The sequence below is a fragment of the Paenibacillus sp. YN15 genome, assembly GCF_003285005.1.
In the GTDB taxonomy this organism is placed as follows: domain Bacteria; phylum Bacillota; class Bacilli; order Paenibacillales; family NBRC-103111; genus Paenibacillus_AR.
Window position 1 is genome coordinate 14,883 of record NZ_QMFA01000050.1, and the last position, 26,410, is coordinate 41,292.

General features: G+C 54.9%; 18 protein-coding genes. 9 read left to right on the forward strand and 9 right to left on the reverse strand.

Annotation, left to right across the window (positions count from 1 at the left end):
* Positions 1–538 precede the first annotated feature (538 nt).
* On the forward strand, positions 539–2,410 hold the full coding sequence (gene htpG / locus DQG13_RS26790; RefSeq protein WP_113023254.1) for a molecular chaperone HtpG: 1,872 nt from the start codon (positions 539–541) through the stop codon (positions 2,408–2,410).
* Between the two features lie 367 nt (positions 2,411–2,777).
* Here the strand turns inward: htpG and DQG13_RS26795 are convergent, their stop codons facing one another.
* On the reverse strand, positions 2,778–3,329 hold the full coding sequence (locus DQG13_RS26795; RefSeq protein WP_113023255.1) for a helix-turn-helix domain-containing protein: 552 nt from the start codon (positions 3,327–3,329) through the stop codon (positions 2,778–2,780).
* 173 nt (positions 3,330–3,502) lie between these two features.
* Here DQG13_RS26795 and DQG13_RS26800 point away from each other — a divergent pair, with 173 nt between their 5' ends.
* Positions 3,503–4,276, forward strand: a complete 774-nt coding sequence (locus DQG13_RS26800) for a DODA-type extradiol aromatic ring-opening family dioxygenase (RefSeq protein ID WP_113023256.1) — start codon at positions 3,503–3,505, stop codon at positions 4,274–4,276.
* A 164-nt stretch (positions 4,277–4,440) separates the two neighbouring features.
* Here the strand turns inward: DQG13_RS26800 and DQG13_RS26805 are convergent, their stop codons facing one another.
* Complete coding sequence (locus DQG13_RS26805; protein ID WP_113023257.1) at positions 4,441–4,782, reverse strand: helix-turn-helix domain-containing protein; 342 nt, start codon at positions 4,780–4,782, stop codon at positions 4,441–4,443.
* A gap of 532 nt (positions 4,783–5,314) precedes the next feature.
* On the opposite strand from DQG13_RS26805, the gene DQG13_RS26810 reads away from it, so the two are divergent.
* Entirely contained in the window at positions 5,315–6,514 is a 1,200-nt protein-coding gene (locus tag DQG13_RS26810; protein ID WP_113023258.1) for a saccharopine dehydrogenase family protein, read from the forward strand.
* A 16-nt stretch (positions 6,515–6,530) separates the two neighbouring features.
* The gene (gene nspC, locus DQG13_RS26815) at positions 6,531–7,670 is read left to right on the forward strand and encodes a carboxynorspermidine decarboxylase (protein ID WP_113023276.1); all 1,140 of its coding nucleotides are present in this window, start codon (positions 6,531–6,533) and stop codon (positions 7,668–7,670) included.
* A gap of 453 nt (positions 7,671–8,123) precedes the next feature.
* On the opposite strand, the gene DQG13_RS26820 is transcribed toward nspC, so the two are convergent.
* Positions 8,124–9,026 (reverse strand): IS1 family transposase, encoded by a 903-nt coding sequence (locus DQG13_RS26820; protein ID WP_113023259.1) that lies wholly within the window; start codon positions 9,024–9,026, stop codon positions 8,124–8,126.
* 175 nt (positions 9,027–9,201) lie between these two features.
* Here DQG13_RS26820 and DQG13_RS26825 point away from each other — a divergent pair, with 175 nt between their 5' ends.
* From DQG13_RS26825 to DQG13_RS26850, 5 genes are all read left to right on the forward strand, one after another.
* A complete protein-coding gene (locus DQG13_RS26825) occupies positions 9,202–10,791 on the forward strand; it encodes a TIGR02677 family protein (RefSeq protein WP_258525884.1) in 1,590 nt (529 codons plus the stop codon).
* Positions 10,769–12,007 (forward strand): TIGR02678 family protein, encoded by a 1,239-nt coding sequence (locus DQG13_RS26830; RefSeq protein ID WP_113023260.1) that lies wholly within the window; start codon positions 10,769–10,771, stop codon positions 12,005–12,007. The genes DQG13_RS26825 and DQG13_RS26830 overlap by 23 nt, the downstream gene beginning before the upstream one ends.
* A 43-nt stretch (positions 12,008–12,050) precedes the next feature.
* Positions 12,051–16,172 carry a TIGR02680 family protein gene (locus DQG13_RS26835; RefSeq protein WP_113023261.1) on the forward strand — a complete coding sequence of 1,374 codons (4,122 nt, stop codon included), beginning with the start codon at positions 12,051–12,053 and terminating at the stop codon, positions 16,170–16,172.
* Between the two features lie 2 nt (positions 16,173–16,174).
* Positions 16,175–17,668 carry a TIGR02679 domain-containing protein gene (locus tag DQG13_RS26840; RefSeq protein ID WP_181593016.1) on the forward strand — a complete coding sequence of 498 codons (1,494 nt, stop codon included), beginning with the start codon at positions 16,175–16,177 and terminating at the stop codon, positions 17,666–17,668.
* Positions 17,669–18,025: 357 nt separating this feature from the next.
* On the forward strand, positions 18,026–18,424 hold the full coding sequence (locus DQG13_RS26850) for a hypothetical protein (RefSeq protein WP_113023263.1): 399 nt from the start codon (positions 18,026–18,028) through the stop codon (positions 18,422–18,424).
* Positions 18,425–18,500: 76 nt separating this feature from the next.
* Here DQG13_RS26850 and DQG13_RS26855 read toward each other — a convergent pair whose 3' ends face one another.
* The 6 genes from DQG13_RS26855 to DQG13_RS26880 form a co-directional block, all read right to left on the reverse strand.
* Positions 18,501–20,489, reverse strand: a complete 1,989-nt coding sequence (locus DQG13_RS26855) for a hypothetical protein (protein WP_113023264.1) — start codon at positions 20,487–20,489, stop codon at positions 18,501–18,503.
* Complete coding sequence (locus DQG13_RS26860; protein ID WP_113023265.1) at positions 20,464–21,366, reverse strand: ABC transporter ATP-binding protein; 903 nt, start codon at positions 21,364–21,366, stop codon at positions 20,464–20,466. The genes DQG13_RS26855 and DQG13_RS26860 overlap by 26 nt, the downstream gene beginning before the upstream one ends.
* A gap of 6 nt (positions 21,367–21,372) precedes the next feature.
* Complete coding sequence (locus DQG13_RS26865; RefSeq protein ID WP_113023266.1) at positions 21,373–21,762, reverse strand: GntR family transcriptional regulator; 390 nt, start codon at positions 21,760–21,762, stop codon at positions 21,373–21,375.
* 151 nt (positions 21,763–21,913) lie between these two features.
* Complete coding sequence (locus DQG13_RS26870) at positions 21,914–22,900, reverse strand: DUF3231 family protein (RefSeq protein WP_113023267.1); 987 nt, start codon at positions 22,898–22,900, stop codon at positions 21,914–21,916.
* Between the two features lie 17 nt (positions 22,901–22,917).
* Positions 22,918–24,015, reverse strand: coding sequence for an NAD(P)-binding protein (locus DQG13_RS26875; RefSeq protein ID WP_113023268.1), 1,098 nt, complete (start codon positions 24,013–24,015; stop codon positions 22,918–22,920).
* Between the two features lie 132 nt (positions 24,016–24,147).
* The gene (locus DQG13_RS26880; RefSeq protein ID WP_181593017.1) at positions 24,148–26,358 is read right to left on the reverse strand and encodes a helix-turn-helix domain-containing protein; all 2,211 of its coding nucleotides are present in this window, start codon (positions 26,356–26,358) and stop codon (positions 24,148–24,150) included.
* Positions 26,359–26,410 lie beyond the last annotated feature (52 nt).

The window sequence follows — 26,410 nt, forward strand, 5'->3', positions numbered from 1 at the left end:
CCCCTCGGAGTTGGCACACATACCCTAGGCGCGCCAGCCAGCAGGCAGCCCCCCGGTTTTTTGCAACCGGGGGTTTGCTGTGTTGTGAGGGGCAGGAGGGCTGAGGGCGGAGGCTTTAGCGTGTGAAGGGCGGCAAGGGGAAGAGGACAGGCAGGCTGCCCGGGAATGTAAGCGCCATAAAATGTATGCTAAGGCGCAGAATTTTCCGGAACAGCGTCATTAGCATACATAAAATGTTCGCTAACGCCTCCATTTGGCCATCAAACGGGCAGTTTTCGGGGAATAAGGTACATTTCGTGTACGTTATTTCCCGGATTGGCGGCTTTTTTCTCTAATAGCGAACATTTGCTGAGCGCTATCATGCCACACATACGCATCCACAGAGCGTCATTGCTGCCGCACCTCCTTTCCTGTACGACCCGGGAGGAGAGAGATTGACTGCAAACCCCAGTTTGTGGTATAAAAAATAGAGGATTAGCACTCATTGTTAATGAGTGCTAACACAACCTAACGACCGGCATGGAAGGGAGATTTATTCATGGCCAAGAAGCAATTTAAGGCTGAGTCCAAGCGTCTGCTGGAAATGATGATCAACTCCATTTACACGCAAAAGGAAATTTTCCTGAGGGAGCTTATTTCCAACGCCAGCGACGCCATTGACAAAATGTATTACAAGGCGCTCAGCGACGACAAGCTGGAGTTCAACCGGGAAGATTACTATATCAAGATCACCGCCGATAAGGCCGCCCGCACGCTGACCATCACCGACACGGGCATCGGCATGACCAAGGAGGAGCTGGACAATAACCTGGGCGTCATCGCCAAAAGCGGCTCCCTGTCCTTCAAAGCCGAAAACGAAGCCAAGGACGGCCACGAGATTATCGGCCAGTTCGGCGTCGGCTTCTATTCCGCCTTTATGGTGGCGGACGTGGTTACCGTAACCAGCCGCGCATTCGGCAGTGACGAGGCCCACCGCTGGCAGTCCACCGGAGCGGAAGGTTACACCATCGAACCCGCTGAAAAAGCAACCCCCGGCACTGAAATTGTCCTGAAAATCAAGGAAAGCACCGAAGAAGAAAAATACGACGAGTTCCTTGAGGAATACCGCCTGAAGGCCATCGTCAAGAAATATTCCGATTTTATCCGCTATCCCATCAAGATGGAGGTTACCACCCACAAGCCCAAGGAAGGGGAAGACGGGGAGTTCGAGGAGGTCCGCGAGGAGCAGACGGTGAACAGTATGGTTCCCATCTGGCGCAAGAACCGGAGCGAGCTTACGGATGAGGATTACGAGAATTTCTACCGGGACAAGCGCTACGGCTTCGACAAGCCTCTGAAGCATATCCATCTGAGTGTGGACGGGGCGGTGAACTACAATTCCATCCTGTTCATTCCCAGCAGCACTCCCTTCGATTATTACACCAAGGAGTATGAGAAGGGGCTGGAGCTGTATTCCAACGGCGTGCTGATCATGGAAAAATGCGGCGATCTGCTGCCCGATTATTTCAGCTTTGTGAAAGGCATGGTGGATTCCGCCGATCTGTCGCTGAATATCTCCCGGGAGCTGCTCCAACACGACCGCCAGCTGAAGCTCATTGCCAAGAACATCAAAAACCGCATCAAGAGCCAGCTGCAGAAGCTGCAGAAGGACGAGCGGGACAAATACGAAACCTTCTATAAGGCCTTTGGCCGCCAACTCAAGTTCGGCGTATACAGCGACTACGGCATGAACAAGGAGGACCTCCAGGACCTTCTGATGTTCTACTCCTCCAAGGAGAAAAAGCCGGTTACTCTGGACGAATATGTGTCCCGTATGCCGGAAGACCAGAAGTACATCTACTACGCCGCAGGCGAGTCCGTGGAGCGCATCGAAAAGCTGCCGCAAACGGAGCTGGTTGCCGACAAGGGCTATGAGATCCTGTACTTCACCGACGATATCGACGAGTTCGCCGTGAAGATGCTGATGAATTACAAGGAGAAGGAATTCCGCAATGTGTCCGGCGGTGACCTGGGTATTGAGGCGGATGCTAAGGATGAGGCGGAGGAGAACAGCCATAAGGAGCTGTTCGACGCCATGAAGGATGTGCTGGGCGACAAGGTGAAGCTGGTCCGTGCTTCCAAGCGGTTGAAGAGCCATCCGGTCTGCCTGTCCTCCGAGGGCGAGGTTACCATCGAGATGGAAAAAACGCTGAAGGCCATGCCCGGCGGCCAGGATGTAAAGGCGGACAAGGTGCTGGAGATTAACGTCAACCATGACATCTTCAAATCCCTGAACGACGCCTTGTCCCAGGATAAGGAAAAGCTCAGCCTGTACACCAAGCTGCTCTACAACCAGGCGCTGCTTATTGAAGGGCTGCCTGTGGCCGATCCGGTGGATTTCGCCAACGATTTGTGCAAGGTTATGGTGTGATAAAACCAAGAAGCTTCTCCCGTTTCGGGGGAAGCTTCTTTTGTACATATCAGGGCAGAATGTAAATATATTTCGGAGGAAGGAGAGCCCTTCTCATCTTGTTGCGTGTTGCGGAACTCAGCGACTCTTATGGCGGTGAAAGCGGGAGTTTAAATGATTAGCGGAACTAAGAAATCGTTACATCCCTGATACGGCGAAAATAGGGAGGAAATCAGGCTGCGGCGGGGAATAAGGGCTTCTTAGTTCCGTTTCAGGCGGGAATAAGCGGCAAAAGCCGCTATAAGAGTCGCTCAGTTCCGCTACGCTCTTCCGGGTGCAGCGAGCAGGTGGGAGTTCTTGGAAGGCATAATAAGCTTCCGCCGCCTGTCTACAAATAGTCCTCTCCCTCTCCGGTATCCCGATGGACGGCGATCAGCACCAGCGCCGTATCTTCCCCGATATTCTTCACCATGTGCGGCACACAGGCGCTCCAGGCAAAGGAGTCGCCTTCTTCGAATTCCGCGGCATCTTCTCCTTGCTGGGCCCAAATTCGCCCCTTCACCACCAAATGGATCTCTTCTCCCGGATGGGCATGGACTTCTGAGCCGGTAGAGCCTCCGGGCGGAACCTCCACCATCATCATCCGCATGTGGCGGGTGAGCGCCAGATGCTCCACCCGCAGATGCTCCGAGCCGCTGGCGGTCACCTTTCGCTCTTGCTTGCGGATCACGGTCATGCGCTCCTCCTTTTGCAGCAGAAGGTAAGGCAACGGTACGCCCAGAGCCCGGGCGATGCTCTCCAGCGTGGCAATGGAGGGGGAGGTCCGGCCTGTTTCCACCTGGCTCAGGAAGCCCTGGGACAATCCTGTGTCTTCGCATATCCGGGCGATGGTGATGCCTTTTCTTTTGCGGATGGCCCGTATGGAAGCGCCGATATCCATAAATAATTCCCCTTTGACAAAATATTTGCAATACAAAAGTTATATTTATATTAGCAAAGTTTCGTTTGACACGCCAGTTGGGGGAGGAGTAGAATTAATACAAATAAATATTTTATATTGCTAATATTTTTAAAGGGCGATAAACACAATTTTAATGAAGGAGTGAAACAGCTATGATGCCCTCCTACTTTTTTGCCCATGGAGCGCCCACTATTGTTCTGGAGAACCATGCATATAATGAGTTTCTGAAAGGTTTTGCCGCCAGCCATCCGCGACCCAAGGGAATCGTGGTCTTCTCCGCCCACTGGGAGGAGCCGGTCCAGACGGTCAGCGCCGTCGAGGGGAAATATGAGACTATCTATGACTTCGGCGGGTTTCAAAAGGAACTGTATGAAATGACCTATCCGGCCCCGGGGGACCCGGCCTTGAGCCGGAAGGTGTCCGCGTTGTTTGCAGAGCGGGGAATTGTCAGCGTCAAGAATGAAACCCGCGGGCTGGACCACGGCGCATGGGCCGTGCTTAAGCTGCTTTACCCGGAGGCGGATATTCCGGTTGTGGCCCTGTCCGTCAACAGGCATCTGTCCAACGAGCAGCAGTATGAAATCGGGCGGGCGCTGGCGGAGCTGCGGCAGGACGATATTCTGATTATGGGAAGCGGCGGAACGGTCCATAATCTGCGGCAGGTGAACTGGAGAGCGGCGGGAGTGGACAACTGGGCCGCGGAGTTTGATCAGTGGCTGGAGGAGAAGCTGGCGAGCTGGGATTTGCCCGCCCTGTTCCGCTACCGGGAGCTGGCGCCTCAGGCTCAAACGGCGGTGCCCACCAGCGAGCACTTTATCCCGCTTTTGCTGGCTATGGGAGCGGGAGACGTTTCCCGGCAGGCGAAGCTCCTGCACCGGAGCTACCAGTACGGCAATCTCAGCCTGAGCGCCTGGGAGTTTAAGTAATCCCCCAAAAGTGACGCGATGCTCCGAAGCCTATTCCGGGTACTTTTGGGGGAGCCCCCGTAATAATCCCCCAAAAGTGACGTGATGCTCCGAAGCGAAGTCCGGGTACTTTTGACAGTCCCCCCAAAAAAACGAACCCCAAATCCGAAAGATTTAGGGTTCGTTTAGCTGTGCTTATTTTCCTTGTAATCGACGATCGGTTTGATAACCTGGGAGATCAGCCGGATTTTCTCGGCGGAGCATCCCTCCAGCATGGCGATAATTTCATTGCGCATATAATCGCGGGTGCCGTTATTGGCGCCGCTTAGAATATATTCCGGAGTTTCTTCCAGCGTAATGCACAACTCCGAAAGACGGTCCAGATTGATGGGTGTCCGTCCGCGTTCGATTTTGCTGATGTAAGCGTTGGAGACATCCAGCTTTTCGGCCAGCTGTTCCTGCGTCAGTCCCTTGCTTTCCCGGGCCTGGCGTATTCTTTTGCCGATTACAGAGTAGTCAAATGCCATATGATCACCTATCCAAACTATAGCAATCCAGGAAAAAAGGAAACATACATGCAAATTCAACTTGAACCCCTAAGTTCATTGGTATATAATGGTGGGAGGAAAAAATTTCATAACCTGTGTTCCTTAGACAAGAAAGGGTGGCTAATGGATGGCCCTTATTATCGTTATGTTCGGCCTCGGCTTCACGGGAGTTGCGATCATCACAATCCTGGAGGTCTCTTATAGGAAAAGAGTGAAGAAAGAATCCATGAAAGAGTAAGTGTTTTTGCCGGGTGGAACAAGCCAATCGGGCAGGCGGGAGATTTTTGCTTCCGGTTCAAATATGGTATGATGGAGAGGGATTTCACCGCAAACCATATTTTTGGAAAGTTAAGAAATCAGGAGGATTTCACTGTATTATGAAGGAAATATGAAGGAAATGGGGCTCCATTCCGGCGAGGCCTCATTTTTTGTCATTTTTCTTGATAATGTGTGGCCTTTTCTGTATAATCGTGCTTGTTGATTTTCAAACTGCGAATTGGGGGTCAGTGAGTTGGGAAAAGCTCTGATTATTGGCGCCGGCGGCGTTGCAAGTGTTGTTGTGCACAAGTGTTGCCAGAATCCGGACGTTTTCGAGGAAATTTGCATTGCCAGCCGCACGAAAGAGAAGTGCGACGCGCTAAAGGCCAAGCTTGACGGAGGCAAAACAAAGATTCAGACTGCCAAGCTTGATGCTGATAATACGGATGAGGTGATTGCCCTCATCAAGAGCTTTGGCCCGGACGTGGTTATCAACGTGGCTCTCCCCTACCAGGATTTGACCATAATGGACGCATGTCTGGCTACCGGAGTTCACTATGTGGATACGGCCAACTATGAGCCGCCGGAAGTGCCGAAGTTTGAATATAAATGGCAATGGGCCTACCGGGAAAGATTCGAGAAGGCCGGCATTACCGCCCTTTTGGGCAGCGGCTTTGACCCGGGGGTAACCGGCGTATTCTGCGCCTATGCCCAAAAGCATCATTTTGACGAGATTCATACCATCGATATTGTCGATGCCAACGCAGGGGATCACGGCTATCCCTTCGCCACCAATTTCAACCCGGAGATCAATATCCGGGAGATTACCGCCAATGGCCGGTACTGGGAAAATGGCGAATGGATCGAAACGCCGCCTTTGTCCGAGAAGAAAACCTATGACCTGCCGGAGATCGGACCGAAGAACATCTACCTCCTGTACCATGAGGAGCTGGAATCTCTGGCCGTGAACATCAAGGGGCTGAAAAAAATCCGCTTCTGGATGACCTTCTCCGATAATTACCTGAACCATTTGAAGGTGCTGGAGAATGTAGGCATGACCTCCATCGAGCCGATTATGTTTGAAGGCCGGGAGATTATTCCGCTGCACTTCCTGAAGGCGATTCTGCCGGACCCGGCGTCTCTTGGCCCGCGGACCAAGGGCAAGACCAACATCGGCTGCATTATCCAAGGCGTGAAGGACGGCCAGCCGAAGACCTATTATGTCTACAACGTGTGTGTGCATGAGGAATGTTATGCGGAGGTTGGCTCCCAGGCTATCTCATACACCACCGGCGTGCCGGCGATGATCGGCGCCATGATGATCCTGAAGGGCATATGGAAGAAGCCCGGCGTATACAATATTGAAGAATTCGATCCGGACCCGTTCATGGAGGAACTGAACAAGCAAGGTTTGCCGTGGCAGGAGGATTTCTCCCCCACGCTTCTGGACTAAGGGTGTGATAAAAACAATGGATATTGATTTTGGGGCCTTGCCCTCTCCCTGTTATATCGTGGACGAACGGCTTCTGGTGAAGAATCTGGAGATTCTGGACTCGGTGCAGAAGCGGACGGACTGCAATATTCTCCTGGCTTTGAAGGGGTTTGCCATGCATGAGGTGTTCCCGCTGGTGGGGCAATACCTGAAGGGCATCACCGCCAGCTCCCTTCATGAAGCCAGACTGGGCCGCGAAAAGATGGGCAAGGAGGTTCACGCCTACGCCCCCGCTTATGTGGACCGGGAGTTTGACGAGCTGCTTGGTTATGTGGACCACATTGTCTTCAACTCCTTCCACCAATGGAAGAAGTTCAAGAGCAAGGTGCAATCCGTTCCCGGCAAAAAAATCGAGGTGGGCATCCGCATCAATCCGCAATATTCGGAGGGACGCACACCCATTTATGATCCCTGCTACCAATTTTCCCGCCTTGGCGTTACCCTGGACCAGTTCCGGGGAGATGAGCTGGACGGGATAGACGGACTGCACTTCCATACCATGTGCCAGCAAAACTCCGATACCCTGGAGCGCACCGTGGCGGTGGTGGAGGAAAAGTTCGGCGAGCATCTGAAGAAGCTCAAGTGGCTGAACATGGGCGGCGGACACCACATCACCCGTGAGGATTACGATGTGGACCGGCTGGTCCGGGTGATCAACCGCTTGAAGGAAACCTACGGCTTCCAGGTATACCTGGAGCCGGGGGAAGCGGTGGCGCTGAACACCGGATTTATGGTGGCGACGGTGCTGGATATTGTCCACAATGGCATGGATATCGCCATTCTCGACACCTCCGCGGCATGCCATATGCCCGATGTGCTGGAGATGCCGTACCGGCCGGAGATTATCGGGGCCGGTGAAGCCCAGCAATACCCGCATACGTACCGTTTGGGCGGGCTGACCTGCCTGGCCGGAGACGTTATCGGCGATTATTCCTTCCCGAAGCCCCTGGAGCCGGGGGATAAGCTGGTGTTCACGGACATGGCCATCTATTCCATGGTCAAGACCAATATGTTCAACGGCGTGAACCTGCCCGCCATTGCCACCTTCAGCGAAGCCGGCGGCATTAAAGTGGTGCGGGAGTTCGGTTACCAGGACTACGCCTCGCGGCTGTCCTGAGGCTTGGACGGTTGGCGTTGAAGTTGCAGTACGGCTATCGGCCCTTCCGGGATATTCCCGGAGGGGCTTTTGTGCAAGTCTTGCGAAAACTATATATCGGGGAAGCGGCACGTGAATGAAATAAGGGAACGGAATCAACGGATCATTGCGGGAGCAACTACCAAATGGACTCACGATTCGTTATTTCGAGGAAAATCAGTGTTTTTGTATCTGGGCGGACTAAGAATCCGTTATCGGCCTGAATATTGGCGAAATCGGCGCCTGTAGGAGCAAATAGGGTACTGTGTGTCCGCGAAAATGGGGAAAGAGGCAAAACTGGCCAATTAGCGGATGCTCAGTCCGGATAGATTACTGGTTTCACGTCGCTGATTTGACAATGTACCAGATTCATGTGGGCAGCCTTTATGGTGATTCTATTTTTCTATCAGCATGAATTGTGTTAATTATCCCCTTTTATAGGAGCGAAACCAGCATTTTATCCAGCCTGTCTCTTGGCCGCAGTCCGGCAGTACTCCGCAAGAATCGCTGCCAAGCCGCATAACGCTTCTGATTATGGGCCGCTACGCCTCTCATGCGGTGGCAGGTCATGTCCACATACTCCTTGGCGAGAGAGTGAACTTGATTGGGGGAGTTTAATAATTCCTGGAATGCAATAGATCTGGGAGGATTGTTCACTGGTATAGGGATTTGATCCAATGATGTTTCAAACGAGGCAACCCATTGGCGGGCAACATGATCATGTTCGCTGATGTATAACCGGAGGAACTCGTCACAAGTACCGACAAAAGCCTGCTTTCTGCGGTCAATGGCCATAATAACCACCGGAGGAGAAACGGGGCCGGGGGTGTTGCTTGTTTTTCTGGATTGTCCCTTGCGGGTAGGGAGAGGAGTGTATTGATGAACCTCAATAATGCCTTCGAGATTTTCCGAGGGCATTTCCATCAGCTTGTCCAGTATTTTGTGCCGCCAGGCAGTGGATGTGGTTGGACTGATCCCTACTTTGCGCGCACACTCCCGAATGGAGAGGCCTTCCAGCATAAAGCCAAGATAGGCGGGCCACTTCTCGGGAAGATGGCTTCCGTGATGGACACTTCCTGTCCGGTCATTAAAGGTGTGCTTGCATTGCTTGCAGTAGTAACGCCTGCGCTTGTTTCCCGCCATGCTGCCGTAGCAAACGATCTGGTCATGCGGGGCGCAGCAATGAGGACAGTTCGGGCCCCTGTGAAATTTTCTCATCCGTAATTTTTCTTCGTTAAACCCCATCCAGGCGGCAAACTGTTGGATAATCCGGTCTTTTCTTTCTGCGGGCAAGCCTTTTATATGGTTTAAATAGTCCTTGTAGCGGTCCATCTCCATTCCCTGTACCCTCCGTCCCGGTGCAAATTCCTGTTTGTGTTCATCATACACGAACGTACATTTGCCATCAACAGGTATTTGTTACAAAGCAAGCTCGAAGCCTGCCGAAGATTGATGGTTCTGGCAATTCCAATTATAGTAGAAGTCAAAATGTGCTGAAAGGAGCGGGAGAGCCGTGTCGGAGAAACCCGCTATCAGCAGCCATGCGCTGCGCAGCGTCCCGGAGCTTAAGTATGCCAACGCGGACAATGTAGCCCGTTACCGGGCGATCATGCGTTTTTTCTATCAGGAGTATAAGAGATTGCGTTATTGGCTCAGGCCGGAAGAGGTCTATGAAGGTGTGATGGAATGGGGAGTGCTGGAAGGCTACACTCTTGAGCAATGCCTGTCCGACCTGGAGCAGCTTTCCAATTGGCAAAATCTTGCCTCGCGGCATGATGGCGGCCGGGCGGCGACGCTGGAGGAATATATGCGCAAGAAGATGCAGTATCTGTTGCGCCCTTACTCCATCGAGATCGAGCGGCTGCTTGAGAATCTGGAGAAGGTTACCGGGTACGGAGGCTCATTGGAGTCTACCCTGTTCGATACCATTGCCGAGAAAATCTATAAGGTCCGGCTGAAGGCCTTGAATATCGAGCCGCTGGAGCCCGGCGAGGCCCTGGCGCTATGGACAGAGCTGTATAGCTCCTTCGTTCAGCTCCATGAGAATGCAGCCGACTATATTGCCAGCCTGCAGACAGCCAAAGCGGAAGAGATGATGATGACTGAATCGTTCTTGATCTTCAAGGAGAAGCTGACCGGATACCTGCAGAATTTTGTCCAGGCTCTGCAGAAGAGCGCGTACAAAATTGAGGGCAATCTGGTTCAGATCAGCGACCATGTGCGGGATATGTTCCTGGACAGAGTTATAGAAGACGAGGCAGCCAAGCCTCGGCTGGAAGAGGGACCAAGCCGGGAGGACTTGCTCATTGAGCTTACCCAGGGCTGGGATAATTTGCGGAGATGGTTTCTTGGCGACAGCCGGATGGTCAGCGAATTGACCTTGCTTGAACGGGCTACGAAGGATGCTATTGCCCGTATCGTCCGCTGCGTGATTCGCATTCAGGAGCGCAAGCGGTCCGGACTCAGCCGGAAGAAGGAGCTTGAGTATTTGGCCAAATGGTTCGAAGAGCTGGAATCCTTGGAGGAAGCCCATTGTCTTGCAGGATACGCTTACGGGCTGTTCTCCACCCGGCATTTGCAGGGGGAAGACCTGCGCAGCTCGGACCGGGCGGATATGTCCATGTGGAGTGAAACGCCTACGCCCCGGATGCTGCGCTCACGCAGCCGCAAACGCTCGGACAAGTCGGAGACGGAGCCGGTGAAGCGGGAGCAGACGGACAAGATCAATCATGCCCGGGAGGCTTATCTCAAGCAGCAGGAGGAAGAGCGTCAGATGCTGGAAGCTATGCTTGCTGCCGGCCAGATTGCCATGTCGGGACTGGCCATCCCCGTATCCGCCCGTTGGCGCAGACAGCTCCTGTATTGGGTCGGGCGCTGTATTTCCGCCGGCCAGTATCAGTTTCGTACTCCGGAAGGTGTTGTGATCAGACTGCTTAATCCGCGGACGGAAGAGCGGGCAGAGATCGAATGCGAGGACGGAAGCTTGAATTTGCCGAATTACCGCCTGGAGTTCACGCAAACCGGTTTGGGGGCCATTCGCGAGGCTGCTGCCGCTTCTATGCCAAAGGGAGAGGTGACCCATGAATCAACTAACCAAAAATAGACGGTCGCCTGTTGGCAGAACCGGCAAATCGGTGGATCAGGCCGGGGTAGCCGAGCGCCGCAAAGCCTGTGCGGAGGCATTGCTGAACCGGCCGTGGATATTAAAGGAAACAGACTCCGAGATTTATCATGCGATCAAGGACCAGCACCAGGAACTGCGGGAGTGGTTTATGCGGTTTGCGGGAATGTCGCTGGTGGTTACTCGGACCATGGCCAAGCTGGAGAAGGTTCCGGTCACGGCCCATCCGTGGATGGGGTTTGGCGAATTTCGGGAGAAGCGGGATTATGTATTTTTTACGTATGGGTTGTGGTTTCTGGAGGGCAAGACGGAGCTGGACCAGTTCTTACTGACCGACCTGACGGAGCAGGTGCGGGAGCACATGCTTGCTGAAGGGATGGAGGCAGACTGGACCAATTATTATCACCGATTGTCCATGGCCAGAGCCTTGAAACGGTTGAAGACGTTGGGCGCATTGCTGAATGTGGACGGGGATGAGACGGATTGGGCCCAGGATGCGGGGCGGAATGTGCTGTACGAATGCTCTCCCGTCTCCCGTTATATTCTCAGGCGCTTCCCCCAGGATCTGACCGCCTACGATCGCCCGGAGCAGCTGGCTGATCCGGTTGTATATGCGGATACGCCGGACGGGATTGCGGATAAACGGAGGCATCGGGTATACCGCCGGTTTCTGCTGGAACCGGTGGTGTTGGACCGGCAATGGGATGAGGATGATCTCTATTATGTCATCACCCAACGGCGCTCCTTGATCGATCAGCTGGAGAAGATGCTGGGCTGGGAGGGAAGGCGCTACCGGGAGGGGCTGCTGTTTTTCCATCCGGAGCTGACGGGAGAGCCCGAGCTGTTTCCCACTCTGTCGGCCATTTCTGATCTGGCGCTGCTGGTGGCAGGCGAATTGCGCAGAGAATTGAATCTGCCGGATAGCGCAAGCGGACTGTATACGGAGGATGATGGCTCCATCCGGATACGAAGACTTGATCTGGAACGGTTGTTGCTTAAGCTGCGGGAGAGACATAAGGAATATTGGAGCAAGGAACACCGGGAGGCCACCTCGACGGAGCTTGCCGACCAATTGTTCTCGCATTTGGCCCAATGGTCCTTAGGGGAGTGGGCGGACGAAGCGAACGGGATCTTCGTGCTTTATCCCGTGCTTGGCCGGTGGACGGCGGAATATGCTTCGCGGGAATTTGACTTGTAGCTCGGGTTGATACCTGGCTCTAATTGGGAGGGGGAAGGCTGTTATGGCGGAAAACGAACAGCAGCGCTGGAGGATGAACCGCGTCGGAATCTTTAACTTCTGGTATTATCTGGACCAGGAGATTCAACTGGAGGATGGGCGTCTGATTCTGCGCGGAGCCAACGGCTCCGGCAAATCGGTGACGATGCAAAGCTTCCTGCCGCTGGTGCTGGATGGGGACAAGCGGCCCCACCGATTGGACCCTTTTGGCTCCAAGGATCGAAGAATCGAATATTATTTGCTGGGGGAGAACGACAGCGGCAAGCAGGATGTGACGGGGTATCTGTGGATGGAATTCTTCCATCCGGGCAAACAATTGTTCAAGACCATCGGCATCGGATTACGGGCCCGGAGGGGAGCGGCTCAGGTCAGCTTCTGGGGCTTCGTTATCGAGGATGGCCGGCGGATCAACCAAGACTTCTGGCTGTACAACCGTCCCGAATGGGTGGAGATTGGAGCGAAGGTCCCGCTTGGGCGCCGGGAATTAGCCGAGAAGATCGCTTCGGGCGGTCAAGTTGTTCAGGAGCAGGCTGCATACCGGGATATGGTTAATAAAACCCTGTTTGGGTTTGCCGATACGGACGGGTATCAGGATCTGCTGCAGCTGCTTGTGCGGCTGCGCAGCCCCAAGCTGTCCAAGGAATTCAAGCCTACCTCCATGTACGAAATTCTTGCTTCGGCCTTGCCGCCGCTGCAGGATGATGACCTGCGGCCCCTGTCCGAGGTGTTGGAGGATATGGATCAGATCACCGACCGTTTGGAGGAGCTGCGGATTCACCGCAGGGATATGGCCAGGCTTCAGGAGCAATATGACCGCTATAACCAGTTTCAGCTGTATACCGCTTCCGGGCGCGTGCTGGAGAGGGAAGGGATATGTGAGCGGCAGGCAGCCGAGGTTGGCAAGGTGGAGCGGGAGCATCAAGCGGCATGCAGCTCCAAGGCGGAGGCGGAGCAGGCTCTTGCAGCCGTCAAGCAGCGGCAATCCGATGTGGAGACGGAGCTTGGCATTCTGGAGAAGCACGAGGCCATTGAGAAGCAGCGGGAGTACGAGACATCGAGAGGAACGCTGCGGGACAAGGAGAAGCAATTGGAATTCGCTCAAGCCCAAACCCGGCAGACAGGGTCACGGCTGGACCGGGTAAGGCAGGAGGAGGCCGCTTCAGCCACAAAGGCGCAAAAGCAGCTTCAGGAGCAAACCGGTCTGCTGGATGAGCTGGAAGGGCTGGCGCAGGATATGGAGTTTGTCCAGCACGCTGTGTACCACCGCAACTGGAGCGGAGGGGTACCTATGGAGGACCAATGGCGGGAGCCATGGAAGAGGGACATCCGCAGCCATAGGGAGGCGTTGAATCAGGCCCTTGCATTGGCCCGCAAGGAGCGGGAGGCATACCGTCAGGTGCAGGAGATCGAACGGCAGCTGGGGGAAGCGGCCAAGGAGCGGGAAGGGGCCGAGGTGGAACGGGGGAAGATGGAAGCCCGCCTGGAGGATGGCAAGGATGAATACCGGGACCGGATCGTACAATGGCGCTCCGGCCTTGCTCTGCTTCCCTTATCGGATGAGGGAGTGCGCCGGGCTCTGGCCGCCGTCCGTGAATTTGGGCCTGCCTTGCGGGATACGGAGGCTTTCCGGAGACCGGTGCTGGAGGCATGGGAGATGCGCAAGGATGAATTGCTCCGCCAGCGCGGCGAGTGGCTGCAGCGGGAGAAGGCCTGGAAGGAGCAGCAGGAGAAAATAAGCGAAGAGAAACGCTCCTGGGAAACGAACCGGGACCCGGAGCCGGTCCGCACACAAGCGCGGGCCCGGTCACGCGCCGGAAGAGGAGCCGGGCAGGGAGCGCCGTTATATACCGTGTGCGACTTCCAATCCCATCTGTCAGAGGAGGAGAAGGCCCGGCTGGAGGATGCTTTGGAGCAGGCCGGACTGCTGGATGCCTGGATTTATCCGGACGGGCGTATGGGCAAGCGGGGAGAAGCGGAGGAAGAGGCCTGGATCATTCCCGCGCCCCATGAAATCGGGTATACGCTGGCTGATCTGCTGGAGCCGGTTGTCCCCGAGGACAGCGGCCTTAAGCGGTCCATGATCGATGCGGTACTCCGTACCTTTTTGTGGGAAGAGGATGGAGCAGAATTGGCGGGTTTTGCTCTTGCCGGAATCGGCGCCGGAGGCCATTACCGGTTGGGGCCGTTGGCGGGCAAAGCGGCCGGGAAAACGCGCGCGGCCTATATTGGACACGAGACCCGCAAGCGGACCCGTCAATTGGAGATTGCCCGGCTTGAGGCGGAGCTTGAAGCGATTGCGCAAGAGCTGCGCGTATGCGCGGACCAATTGGAGGAGACGGACCGCCGGCTTGCGCAGGTCAAGCAGGAGGCGGCCAGCTTTCCGGATTCCGCCGCGCTGCAGGCTGCATTGGACGGGCTGATCAACGCCGAGGCCTTGCTTAGTCAATTGCTGAAGGTGGAAGAGCGGATGGAGGAGCGGGTTAAAGCCAAAACCTCCGAGTGGCGGCAGCTTCAATTGCAGCTTCATGAGGCTACATCGGAATGGTCCGGATTAAAGCGGGAGGAGCAGCTGCAGCAAGGCTTGTCCTCCGTCGCCGATTATGAGCAGGCGTTGTCCGAATTGCACACCGCCTGGATTCAGCATCGGGAGGCCATGCGCCAGCAGGCTCAGCTGCAGGAACAAGCGGCCGAGCTTCAGGATACGCTGGAAGCCTATCAGGAGATGCAGGATGAATTGAGCGATGATTGCCGTAGGCTGTCTGTGCAGGTGGACAAGCTTCGGCAGCTGATTGAGGAGCTGGGGCTTGCGGAGATTGCCTATCAATTAGAAAGCTTGAAGCAGGAAAAGCTTGGCCTGCAAGAGAAGGAAAAAGGCTTGTATGAGGAACGAAGCCGGGCTGACCGTCAGGAGGCAGCGCTGGAGGAGCGGCTTAAGAGCAGCCGGATAAGCCTGACTCATTATGAGCAGGAGAAGCTGGAGGCCTGGAGTCAGTGGCACAGTGAAATGAAGAGGGGGCTGCTGCGGGACTGGGCTGACAGCTACGGCGAGGCTTCGGCTCCGGCTCAGCTGCGCAAGCTTTGCCGGGAGATTCAGGATCAGTATGCGCCATCCTGCGAGAGCAAGAATCCGGACCGGATGGCAAACTCCCTTCTGGAGGAGTACAACCAGGTGCGGCTTACTCTGGCCGATTATGTGCTGGAGGCGGAGGTTGAGGATACAACCGGCAGGATTGTGCTCTTGTCCATGCGCAACCGCAATCAGCCTCACGCTCCCCGGGTGGTATTGGAGGAGCTGCTCCAGGCTGAGGAGGAACAGTCACAGCTTCTTAGCGAAAGGGACAAGGAGCTGTATGAGGAGATCATTCTGAGAAGCGTCGGCAAGGCGATCCGGCAGAAGATTCACCGGGCGGAGCAATGGGTGAAGCAGATGAACAGGCTGATGGAGGAACGAAATACATCAAGCGGCCTTCGCCTGAAGCTGGAATGGATACCGCGGCCTGCGCAGAACGAGAGCCAATTGGATACGGAACGGCTGGTGGAGCTTATGAAACGGGATTCCCACCGCCTGCATGAGGTGGAGATTGAACAGATCATTACCCATTTCCGCTCCCATATCGGATACGCCAAACACCGGGCGGGAGAAGAACAGGAGTCGCTCCGCAAGCATCTGTATGAGGTGCTGGATTACAGGAACTGGTTTGTCTTCGAATTGAAATATGCCAAAGGAGAACAGACCGCTTACCGTCCATTGACCGATTCCCGCTTCAACGTGCTAAGCGGCGGCGAGAAGGCGATGGCCATGTACATTCCGCTGTTTGCCGCCACCTATTCCCGCTATTCCGACGGCAGGCCTGATGCCCCGCGGATCATTTCGCTGGACGAAGCCTTCGCCGGGGTAGATGAGGAGAACATGAAGGACATGTTCCAGCTGCTGACGGAGATGGATTTTGATTATATGATGACGTCCCAGGTGCTCTGGGGCTGCTATGACACCGTTCCGAAGCTGAGCATCTATGAGGTGCATCGCCCGAAGGATGCGGATTGGGTTACCCTGTTCCACTATAGATGGAACGGCCGGTACAAGGAGTTTGTGCAGGAAGAGGCTGGTTCCGAGGTGGGGGCTTAGAAATGGATATGCAACCGGAAGCAGGCTTCTGTGCGGAAAAGGCCAGGGAATATTTCCGGAGGCCCGGCTTTGAGCGAATCCTTGCGGAAATCTGGAAAAGATACAGTGCGCTGGGCCGGACAGGCGGACATGTAAAAATCTGTGAATTAACGGAAGCCGAATGCGATTGTCTGAACGGATTCTTCGGTTGGAACGAGCAGGTGGGGAACGACAGGGCGATATTCCTGAAGGATTTTGAGGCGGAGCTGGGAAGATGCCCGTTTCCTCCCACTATTGCGCAATTGTACGAAGCTTTGCTGGGACAGCCGCTTCGCACCAAAGAAGAACTGCAGGAGCTCCAAAGCCGGAATTGGAACAGCCTGTTCGAACCCGCTCTGGCATTGTTGCGTGACGCTGCTCCATCTCCCAATGGAGAGGCGTTGCAGGAATGGCTGCGGCAGGTTCAGGAAGGTCGAACCCGGGGATACCGGACGGTGCGGGAACAGTTTCGGACTTCCGCAGTTCAGGCAGAAGCAGCGCTTCTCCAGGCTTGCCGCGGACTAATTCATGTGCTGTCATCTGCCCGGGAACCCATGGAACGGATACGGCTTCCTGTTCTGGCGGGAAGCCTTACCGGAGATTCTCACGCCTTCGATTTGAAGACGACCGCTGGTCGGTTGTTATGGTTTGGTCTGCACGCTGTACGAAGTGAAACGAGTCAGGGATCTGACGTTGCCGATGACCCGGAGCCTGAGCTTGCTTATGCGGAAACGGAGGCAGCGGACTCACTTCTGCTTCCGGACTCCTTGCAGATTCGGGAGGTCTACCGGGCCTGGGGGATTGCCGATGACGATATTTCTTCCTGGGTGCACGTGTACGCCGGAATTCCGGGAAAAGCTGCGATCCCTCAAATGTTTACGCTGCGGCAGGTGGAGGCTGGCAAACTGGAGGCAATACTCCCGGTTCGCCGAATTTATGCTGTAGAGAATCCCTCAGTCTTCTCTACCTTAATGGATATTACGGAGAGGATGGCGCCGCTCAGCGGACTTGAAGCGGAGGAGGCGCCTCCCTTGCTGATTTGTACAAGCGGGCAGCCCAGTCTGGCTTGTCTGCAGCTGATCCACCGGATATTAGGGATGCCTGATAGTGGGTGCAGGCTCTATTATTCTGGTGATTTTGACTTGAAGGGACTGGAGATGGGACAGCAGTTTGCCAGGCGATTCCCTGATTTTTTTGTTCCCTGGAGATTCGATTCCCGAACTTACCTCACCGCCACTCCCAAAGGGCCGTCATTCACAGCGCAGGAGCTTGCCCGACTATCAACCCTACAAATCAGCTGGGATAGCGGGTTAATAGAGCGGCTTCAAATGTCAGGGACAAAGTGCTTCCAGGAAACATTTGTTTCCGGATTGGCGGAAGACTGGATTCAATATATAAGAAGGGGGGATGTGCATGGCAAACATAAGCAAGAAGGAACAGCTATGGAAGGAAGCCAAGGCGAGATGCCGATTAAATGATCAGGAAGTCAAAATGGCAAAGGAAATGGGGCTAAATCCATTAAGCCTGATCAAGAACATTCCCAATAAAAATGAACGCTGAAAAGCTCCTGTTGCGGATTGGGTCCGCGATATATACGAAGAAAGGCAAGAAAGAAGCAAAAACAAAAAAACCACCCGTGAGGGTAGTGAATTGGCCGAAGAGTCACGCCTCCGGATGAAGGAGACAGCAGAACGGTCGTGAAGCATGAGTCACGTTGAAATGAGAATATTTTTTGATGAAAGCGGCAAAAGGCGCTTTTAAGAGAACCCGTAGGAGGGATGGGCTTTAAATAAGCGTTTCTGCGGGTTCTGCATAGGGAAGGAGGAAGAGGAAGGATGAACAATCTGCCGCCGGCCAGAAGCAGACGCTGGCTGGTCTGGTTCGTATGGTACGGGTTTATGATGGCAGGGGTGATGTGGCTGACCCGCTTCGTCATTTGGAAGAATGAATTTGATCCGGGATTGGCCTTGAGGCTGCTGCTGTTCAGCTTGGTGGCCGCCGTCGTTGTGAACGGGCTGGGATGGCTGGGGCTGCGCTGGTTTTGGCTTTTGTCCACCATCGGTCTTGCCCTCGGCCTCGTCGCCATGATCCGGAGCGCTTATCTGGGGATGGACGGCTTCAGGGATCTGGCCGGGTTTCTTTATTTCCTGCTTTTGTCCGCGGCAGGGATTGCATTGGGGCTTTTGGCGGAAATTGTCCGTTATATCCGTATCCGGCTCCGGGAAAAAGGCTGAGCCAACTCCCTCAAACAAAAACAACTCCCGGTTGCCGCCGACATGCGGCAGACGGGAGTTGTTCTTTTCAGAGCAGTCAGGGGGCAAGCCGATCCGCCGGAACAAACCCGCAGATGGTTTGGCTGGTGCCGGCCAGCTTGAATTTAATCATGTACCCGGCAGCGCCTGACTGGTATTGGGACATGTTTTCCAACACCGACTGGATCTTCTGGTTATCCGTAATGGCAATAGGCGTGTTGATCTCGGAGTGGAGGCGGAATTCCTGTTCGGTCGGCCGGCCGTACCGGGTAGCTGCAAGCTCCGTATCGATGAGGACGGCTTGCATATCCGCCACATTCTCCAGGGTGAGCTTGACCTTGGCAGCATAACCCTTGGCTGTCATCCAGGCATCCAATTCCTTGAAGGATTTGCTCCATGCATAGTTGGTCTGGTCGTTTTTGCCGGAGGGAAGCACCTTGACGCTCGCCCAGCTTAACAACCCGCTGGTCATATCCTCATAGCTCATATTCAGAATTTCTTTCTTCAGAAGGTCCTGGAATTCCTTGATTTCCTGCGGGTTGGTAATCACGGCGGCTTTGGGATGCTGCTCAGGTTTGCTGCCCTCCGCGTAATAATTCCCCTCCAGGGTGATCCGGTCAATGCTCCGGTCAAGCAGGTCCAAATCAAAGATGGATTTTTTGTAGCTCTCGTATTCCATCAGCGGCTTCAATTGCTCCTCGATCAGGGGCACCGGGATGGTATTGTACAGCCGGGAAAGAAACGAGCCGTCCTCCAGCCAATAAGCAATGGACACATTCATGGTTTGGATGGGGGTAGGGCTTTCAGGCAAAGGACCTTTGGCGCGGGTGCTCACCAGCTTCTTGTGCAGCTCCCGGATTAAGTTGATGTAGGTTTCGTCTCTCGGGGCGTAAGCTTGGCCGTACACGAAATGAACCCGGCCTTCCAGACTAATGGTGGTTTTCCCCACCTGGGCGGTTTCCGGAACCCGGGTGACAAAACCGCTGATATTGGTTACCGGCACATACAAGATCAAGGCGCATAACACAGTAAAGCCCCCAAACCGGATCAGCGCGGCCCGGTTGAAGATCTGCCAGGATTTTTGCAGCAGCATCTCCACTGCCGCAAATCCGATCACCGCTCCGACAATATACCCGAACCAGGTCCAGCCGGGGTTATTGTTGGACTGGTGAAAGTAGGCTCCCGCCACCATCATGGCGCAGACCATCACCCCGCCGCGGAACAGCGGATTGAAATAGCTGAAGGCGATGGCCTGGGTGGCGGCCTCCGTTTTGCGCCTGCGGTACAGGAAAAAGGCGGCAGCGCCGAAAGCAATGGACAATCCCGCATAGATGAGGATTGCATAGTAGTTGAAATATCCCAAATTTTGCTCGAGAAATTGCACAAGCGGCGACCAATTCGCCCAGTTCATGCTGCCGTTTGCGGTATAGCTGGAATAGCCGTACAGATAGGTCCGAAAATGAAACTGCCACAGCTCGCCCAGAACGGCAGGCAGAAGCAGCAGGATAAAAACCACGGCCGTCTGCAGAATGGACTGCCCGGTGCAAATGCCCACAAATATGGTGAATACGTACAAAAAAACTGTCAGAACCAGCAAGGTGGCCAGCCATTTCAAAAAAATAGGCCAACTGAACGCGTAGGCAAGGCCGGGCATCATCTTCAGAATGGCCACAACGCAAGCATTGATCAGCACAGGCACTGCCAGAAGAAGCAAGCTGCTGGCCAGGTGGGAGAGAAACAGCCGTCCCCGGGGCAAAGGCAGGCTATGCTGGAAGTCTGCAGAGCCTTTTGCCTGCAGATACCGGAATACGAAGATGCCGGCAACCACAGGAAACATCAGAATCAGAAGAGATTGAATATCTCCGCCCCCCTGGGAAAACAGATTATCCAGAACGATTTTGGGAGCGCGCGGTGACCGCTCGGTCATCATGAGCTGAAGAGGAAGAGAAAATAGCAGTCCGATCAGATATAAAATGCCGATCCAGCCATGCTGGCGGAGGTCCTGGCGGATGATGCCCGCATTAAAGAAGAACCGGTTGGACTTCATAGCCCGCATCCCCCATTTCATAAAAGAATATTTCTTCCAGTGTAAGCGGCAGGAGATCCAGCACCAGCGGATTCAGGCGGCGGAAGGACTCCTCAATTTCTCCGCGCCCGCCCTTGACAATGTAAACCCGGACGCTGCCCCGGGATTCCGAATGAAGAATCCGGAGATGGCCGGGAAGCTCCGGCTCCACGTCCCCGTTGCAGAAGGCCGTCTGGACCTTGTGGGTATCCGCCTTCATCACATCCAGGTCCTTGTCGATGATCAGCCTGCCTTGGTGCATCATGCCTACATGATCGCATAAATCCTCGATTTCCCGCAGGTTATGGGAGGAAATGACGGTGGTCATACCCCGTTCGGCGGATTCCTGGAACAGCAGGTTTTTGATCTGGCGGCGCATGATGGGGTCCAAACCGTCAATGGGCTCATCCAGAATGAGCACCTCCGGCATACAGCTTAAGGCCAGCCAAAAGGAGGCTTGCCGCTGCATCCCTTTGGAGAAGCGGTGCAGCTTGCGCTTTTCATCCAATTGGAACACTTGGCCAAGCTGCTTGTACCGCTCCTCGCTCCAGCCGGGATAAACCGACCGGTAATAGTCCGCCATCTGCCGCATGCTGGTTTGGGGAAAAAAGTAGGGGGTGTCGGGAACAAACAGCAAACGTCCCTTGTTCACCGGATTCTCGTAAACCGGCTCCCCCTCCAAAAGAACAATGCCTTCATCGGGCTTCATGATGCCCGCCATCAGCTTCAGCAAGGTGGTTTTGCCTGCGCCGTTGGAGCCCAAAAGGCCAAAAACAGAAGCTTTATGTATGGTCAGGCTAAGCTCCCTGACTGCTTGCTCCCGCAGGAAGCTTTTGCTGATTCCGCTGATCTCGATCATGTGTGGTCACTCCTTACTTTGAGAGAAGTTGCTTGCAGCTTGAACCTTCTGGTACAAGGAAAGAATTTCGTCCTGGGTCATTCCCAGCCGGGCGGCTTCCTCCATCAGCTTGGCAAGCTCCTGGCGAACCTCCGCCAGTCTGCTCAAATCGGCATGGGCCTTGCCGGGGGAGACGAAGCTGCCTTTGCCCGGAAGCGAGTAAATGTAGCCCTCCCGCTCCAGCTCCCGGTATGCCTTCTGCACCGTATTGGGGTTGACAGTGAGCTGGGTGGAGAGGGTCCGGACAGACGGAAGCTGCTCATCCTGCTTCAGCACTCCATACAGGACGGCTTCCTTGATCTTGTCCATCAGTTGTTCATAGATGGGCCTGCGGCTGCGTAAATCCAATTCAAACATGGCCTCGCCCCTTTCTGCCGGTAACGCCCGCGCTGCAGTATGTGAACTAACTGTATTAATAGTAATAGTACAGATACAAAGTGTCAAGGGGGAAAACGACAAACAAGACTGCCGGGATTATCCCGACAGTCTTGTGTTGGCTGGCGCTGCCCTACCGCTCCAGCGCTCCCGGCGGCTTTTCCAGCCATTCGAACTCCACCAGGGTTTTGGTCATGCTTTCCGCCAGCATCCCCACTTGTCCAATCTGCTTCAAGTACAGGCCCGCCAGATCATTGCGCATGGTATAGCCCAAAGCGTTGCCATAAGCCTGGATCAGCGTGCCGTTTAAGCCTGCGGCATGGCAAAGCATCAGCCGCTCCGAAAAAGGGGCTTTAGTGGAGTTGGTCACCTCGGCCGAGCAGGAAACGGGAGCGGGCAAATCGTCCTTTTTCAGGATTTTTTCCATGGCTTCCTTATGATCGGTGGCCAGCTCCTTCATCCGCAGGAACTGCTCCCTGACCTTCTGGTCGGTGGACACCTGGGCGAAGCCGGTGCTGATGGCCTCCATTAACAGCACAAGCTCCATGGAGCTGTACAATCCGCTGATCTCCATGCCGGTCAACGGCCGTTTATCGCCGAAGAAGCCGTTTAAGAAGCTGGTCTTCTGGATGAACTCGGGATGGTCCGGTGTGGTCAATATAGGCGGCCGGAAACACTCTCCCCGGTTCTGCATCAGGGTGAGCACCGAATTTTGCAGCCGTTCTGTGGCTTGCAGACTGTCCGATGCAAAGAAGCGGACATCCTCCCGGCAGGCAACGCCCAGTGCCTGGGAGTAAAAAAGCAGCCCCAGCCGGCTGGCGACAAGCAGGTAGGTGAGATACAGCCGGTCGGAAAAAAGCCTCGGCGCCGACATGAACACATCCTCCTCCGGAATGAAGCCTTTGGGCAAGGGCATTCCCTCCTTGCTCAATATCCGGCTTCTCCGGTTCACCTGCTCCTGCCCAAATTCCGCGGCGGTCTTCATCAGGTCCTTGACCTGGTTGTTTGTGGTCTGGCTGCCGAAGCCGCCCAGGATGGACACCGACATGCTGTCCACCGCATAACCCGCCCACAAATAGCTGATTTCCAATGCACACAACCCGGTATGGGTTTGATTCAAGGTAAGCTCTCCTTTCGTTATACCAGTGATTTTATGCCAAGCCAGGGTCTAAGCAGATAAGAAGCGGCGCGCAGCACATCCATATGCTTCACCGTGAACAGCTTGCGGCCGATGGGCGTTCCCAGCCACTTCACAATGGTATCCAGCTGCTCATTGCCGATTTGCTCCATTGCCTTGCGGAGGACAAGGGAATTGGCATAGCTCCTCCGCAGCGGGCGGGTCAGCTGTTCGTAATCTCCGAGGCCGCAGATATCCCGGGCCGCATATACGCCGGTGCTTAGAGAAACGAATTGCCCGAAGCCCAGAAAAGGCGTAATGCTGCCAAAGTTATTGCCCGTAAAAAAGGTATTCCCGATCCGGGAGTTCCGGGAAATTCCGATGGGATAATGGTTAATCTCGAAGGTGTCAATGACGGACAGAGTCTGCTGGAGATCGGAGCATACCCTGGGGAAGAAGCGGTCCCAGAGTGTATGGATATCCGGATGCCGGAACTGGGGATAGTCCGGGTAAGCGATCACCATGCTGGCTTCCTTCTGGGACATGGGGATCAGATAGCCGTACCCCTTGGGGCAATAATCCTCGTTCAGCCAGGTATATACCGTGTTCAGATCGAAATCGCCTGTCACCGTGCAGCCCTTCATGGATACGCTCAGCGACAGATCATAATTCTTCAGCCGGCGGGCAATGGTTGTCTCCCCCGTAGCCAGCACCACATGGGTATAGTTCTCCAGCAGCTCCTCATACGTAGCCTGGGAGCCGAAGCGGATAGGGGAGCGGAGCTGCTTGTGGAGCTGCTGCTCCAGGGATTTTTCATGCCGTCCCCGGATATTGGAATGCCCCAGCCTGCCTTCCATCACGGCAGTTTCCTGCGGCCCGTGAATGGACATGGCGCGAATCATATAGACGGGATGAAGATAGATGCCCAGCTCGTTGGACAGGTAGGTTACACAATCCTCGGCCGGTTTGGCCGTCAGCCCCAAGAAAATCTCTCCGTTGACAAACCGATCCCCCACCTGGGAACGGGACTCGTAAATATCCGGCGTAATGCCGTGTTTTTCCAGGGTAAGCGCACAAGCCAATCCGGACAGGCCCGCCCCCATAATCGCCACTTTCATGACAACACCACCTTATACTTATAAATTTGGTATATTCAGTAATTTCTATTCATGGGAGCAAAAAGAAAACCACCCGAAAAGGGTGGTTCCGTAAAATGCGTATATCCGGTACCCCCATCGTACGAGGAAGTGCTAGTCCCCACCGGCCTGCCGGCGGAACTCTCCCGGCGTGGAGCCGATCACCCGTTTGAAGACGCGGATGAAGGAGAAGGAGTGAACATACCCCACCGCCAGGGCCACATCCTGCACGGACAGGCTGGTGGTTTCCAACAGCAGCTTGGCTTTTTCCATGCGGATGCGGATCAGGTAATCCACGAATTTTTCCCCCTGAAGCTCCTTGAAGACAGCGCTGAAATGCTGGGGAGTCAGGTGAAAATGCTCGCTGATCTGGTTCAGGGACAGATTGGGGTCCCCTAATCCGGCGTCAATATATGCCTTGAACAGGTCCAGATTGGTATACTGGGGATTCTTCTCCCGCTGTCTGGCCAGCTCGTTGAACATCCGGGACAATCCGGCGAACAGCTTTTCCTCCAGCTCATTCACATTGGAATAACGGACGGTCCATTCCTTCAGCTCGGCATAAAGCGGCGTCCAGGCGGCAACCGCCTCCTCCGACAATTCGCCGATCTCCCCGTGGCAATGAAGAAGCAGATAGTCGGCCAGGTCGGTGATGGTTTTGCGCGGCGGCAGCCCGGTGCGGACTGTGGCAAAAATGCCCCGAAACACGGCTTCCCATTCCTTGCTGCCGGTCCGGAACAAATGGGCCATGGAGTGGATGGCGGGCAGCTGCTCCATCAGGGCAAAGGCAGGTTTGGCGGCCAGGGTTTCATGGGTAATGACTTGGTTGGACCCGGCGGAGGCCTTCACCTCCAGCATTTGCGCGGCGGCCTCGTAGGACTGGGGGATGGAGGCCAGATTTTGCACCGCATCGCCGAATCCGATGGTTACCGTAAATTTCAGGTACTGCTCCACCCAGGCGCGCAGCTCCTCGCACATCCGGAGAGTATCGGGAAGGGCGTCGTAGTTGGCTTCATCGAGAAATACCAGGCTGCCGATCCGGTCCCCGGACAGCCAGTCGATCCAGACGGAGAAGCGGTAAGAGTCGGCCATTTCCTGGACCACGGAGCGCAGGGCAAATTTCAGGAGGAGCCGGTCATGCTCCGAATAGGCGGCTTCAAAGGCGGCATACTCATCCATCTCCACCAGAATCACCAGATAGGAATGGCAGTTTTGGGGAAGCCCCAGCTTTTTCAATTCCTCCTGCCAATCGTTCTGGCTGATATATTGGGTGCCTGTCACCAGATCCCGGAACAGATAGCGTTTCTTTAAGCCCGAATCCCGGGCCGCCTGCTCCTCATGCAGCTGGGAATCATGGATCAGCCGCTCCACCGCCGCTTCGATAAAAGCAAACTGGTCCCCGTCCATGGCAAACTGGTCCTTGCGGATAAAATGGGCAATCCGGTTGGAGATGGCGTCAATGGGCTTGTAATTGCGCCGGAAGACAAGAAACAGCAGAATCAGGGCGGCCAGCACGGTGCCTCCCACAGCCAGCAGCCAAGAATTGCTGAACAGGGAAAGCAGGCTCCCCACCTTGGCATCCTTGACCCCGGAATGAAGCGCCCAGCCTGTTTTCTCCGAAACCAGAACAGCCGCATCCCGGCGGCTGTCTTTTTCCGTTTTGTCGAAGGGAAGGCCGCCGGAGGAGGCGAGATAGGCGTAATGGATATCCGATTGGGCGATGCTCTGCAGCATATCCTGTATGGAATACAAGGGAATATTAAGCACAATCAGCCCCTGTGCGGCGGTATTGAAGGGAATGCCCATGACCAAAGAAACCACGGTCTGTGCAGCGCTGCTGGAGCCGGCTTTATAATTGCGGGGCGCAAACCAGGAAACTTGGCCCGGGTTATCCGTCATATAGGAATTGATGAAGGCGCTGTCGGGAAATTCGTTTAGGCTCATCATATGGGAATCCGACAGAATGCGGAGGTCGGAGGTCCGGTACAAATAGAAGGAATCGATGCTGTTGACCGTGGACAGCAGCTCCCGCAGCCGGGAATAGAGCAGATAGCTGGAGTAGGTTTCATCCGTGTGGTCACCGCCGAAAAACTGCTGCAGCTGCACATTGGTCAGAGTTTCCCGGATTACGGTCTGTTCGATTCCCGCCAGCCAGCTGTCGAAGGTTTTGATCACATTGCGGGCGTATACCTGATTGGCGTTCTGCGCCTCCCGTCCCGCGTTCCGGCCGATCACGGCAAGGAAGATCACCGACAAGGAAGCGGACAAAAACAGAAAAACGGACAGATAGGACAAAAATAACCGCAGCCAGGGGTTTCGTCTCATGGCACACTCCAGGATGATGGATTGGTTGTTGCAGGCATTCATTATAACACGG